Annotated in this window: 3 protein-coding genes; all 3 read left to right on the top strand. The window is 35.0% G+C overall.

Annotated elements, in window-relative coordinates; all coding sequences use genetic code 11:
• Positions 1 to 1,237 (top strand): DUF4012 domain-containing protein (locus KJ678_03355; GenBank protein MBU1017168.1); only part of this gene is annotated, 1,237 nt, incomplete at its 5' end.
• Between the two features lie 11 nt (positions 1,238 to 1,248).
• Entirely contained in the window at positions 1,249 to 2,175 is a 927-nt protein-coding gene (locus KJ678_03350) for an NAD-dependent epimerase/dehydratase family protein (GenBank protein MBU1017167.1), read from the top strand.
• The coding region (locus tag KJ678_03345; GenBank protein MBU1017166.1) for a DegT/DnrJ/EryC1/StrS family aminotransferase at positions 2,168 to 2,465 on the top strand (298 nt) is incomplete at its 3' end. The genes KJ678_03350 and KJ678_03345, both read left to right, overlap by 8 nt.

The following is a 2,465-nucleotide window of genomic DNA, read 5'->3' as shown; positions in this document are numbered from 1 at the left end:
GCTCGAAAACTTAAAATCAATATCTTATGTATTGTCCAATTCCTTCGACGACATTGTGAAACTTCTTAAAATAGTCCCAGAATTAATAGGGGATAAGGAAGCGCGTAGTTATCTAACCTTTTTGCAAAATGACAAAGAACTTAGACCGTCTGGGGGGGTTCTAACGGCATATGCTGTTTTCACCTTGAGTAAAGGAAATTTAAAAGTTACTAAATCTGGGGATGTTGCTTTTTTGGAGAGTACGGGGAATGCGGTGTATTATACAGAACCTCCAGCTTATATTCGTACATTTTTAAATGCAAACAGATTTTATATTAAGGATGCCGCGTTTTCACCTGATTTTAGGGTTTCGTCCTTGCAAATTAAAGATTTGTGGGGCAAAATTCCGGGAACTTTTCCAGTGCATGGGATAATTGGTGTAGATACGCACTTTGTAGCCTCTCTTCTCGAAGTTACAGGAGGTATAGACATTTATGATTATGGGGAGGTTAATAGCGAAAATGTTGTGGATCAGTTGGAATCATTTTCTACATTGATAGGGAGTCATGAGGATAAAGATCAGAAGAATTTAACGAGTACTCTTTTATATGAACTCATGCGAAAAATTTTTATTACAGGACCTAATGAGCGCATGGAACTTGTAAAAAAGGTTTTACAGGAGGCAGAGGAGAAACATATTCTTGTGTATTTTTCTTCCGAGGAAGCGCAAAAAATAGTAGAGAAATATAACTTTGCGGGCGCCGTTAAAGAATTTAACGGTGATTATATGTATATTGTGGACTCAAATGTAGGTGGAGATAGGGCAAATTGGTATGTTAATGAGAATATTACTAAAACAGTGGATTTATCAGTAAAAGGTAATCCAACCTCTTTGGTAACTATTGAATATGAAAATACTGGTGAATACAATAAAATTTTTAATAAACTATATAAGGATTATATTAGAATTTATGTTCCTAAAGGTTCAAAGTTAATTAATTCAGAAGGTTTATCGAGAGTAGGACAGGGGGATGATTTGGGAAAGACCTTTTTCGAGGGTTATTTAGAGATTGCGCCGAAGACAAAAGCCAAGGTTGTTGTAGAATATGAGTTACCAAAGGGTATTATTAAGGATACCTATACTCTTTTAGTTCAAAAGCAACCAGGGAAAGAAGTCTTTTCTTATAAGATACATATTGGAGGTAACAGCGAAGAGTTCAATTTAGATACCGACAAAGAGATATTTATAGATTTATAGGAACATACTCTATGCATCATTTGGAGGGAAAGAAAATATTAGTAACCGGCGCAAATGGGTTTATAGGTTCTCATTTAGTAAAAGGTTTTCTTGAAGCTGGGGCAATAGTTTACCCTGTTATTGGTCCGGGACCCGCTGTATTAAATGTTCCTAGTGTTGAAATTGATATAACATATTTTAGTTCTGTTAAAAAGTATTTTGCAGATATAAAACCGGATATTGTGTATCATTTGGGCGCAATTGTGAACTTGGCAAGAGATTTTGAGGTGGGTTTGCAATGTGTGGATATTAATATAAAAGGGACGCTTAATGTGTTAGAGGCATCAGCTTTGGCAAATGTTAAACACTTTATTTTTTTTAGTACTCAAGAAGTTTATGGGAATACTAAAATTCCTTACAAAGAAGACCAAATTTTAAATCCACCATCCGCATACGCAATATCCAAATTGGCGGGGGAGAACTTTTGCAAATATCATGGGGAAACACGAAATTTGAATTGGACAGTTTTTAGATTGTCCACGGCATATGGTTTTGGACAAGCGGACGCGCGATTTATTCCCACAATTATTCGAAACGCTATCAAAGGGGAAGACATTTTTTTGAATTCTGGGAAGAAAAAGCGAGATTATATTTATATTAAAGATGTAATAGACTGTGTTATTTCCTCTGGATGTAACAAAAATGCCCTAAACCAAGTTTTTAATGTTGGTGGCGGGGTTTCGTATAGTTTAAAAGGATTAGTTGATGAAATAGTAAAGTTGACGGATAGTAAGTCCAAAATATTTTTTAATAAGTTTCCAGATAGAGTTGGGGAGGCGGATAATATGCTTTCGGACATTAGCAAGGCGGAAAAGATTCTTGGGTGGAAACCAAAAACTTCTTTGAACAAAGGACTCAAAAACACCATTGAGTTTCATAGAAAAAATCAATATGAGTAGTAAAAGAGAAGAAGAACTTAAAAAAGACATCTACAAAAGTGTTAAAGAGATATTTGAGCTTAAGAAAATTAAGGAGGAAGAGTTTATTCCGGGAAAAACTTTTATACAATATGCAGGTTCGGTATTTGACGATAAGGAGGTAAACAATGTTATTGACAGTTGGTTGGAAGGTTGGTTTGGTTTGGGTAAAAAAGCTCAAAATTTTGAAGATCGTTTGGCAAAATATCTCAAAGTTAAAGGGAGTATTTTAACCAATTCCGGTTCTAGTTCTAATCTTTTAGCTTTAGCTT

Source organism: Patescibacteria group bacterium, assembly GCA_018817085.1.
Lineage (GTDB): Bacteria > Patescibacteriota > WWE3 > CG2-30-40-12 > CG2-30-40-12 > CG2-30-40-12.
Note: the sequence above shows the minus strand (reverse complement) of the source record. Positions and strands in the feature narration are given on the sequence as shown.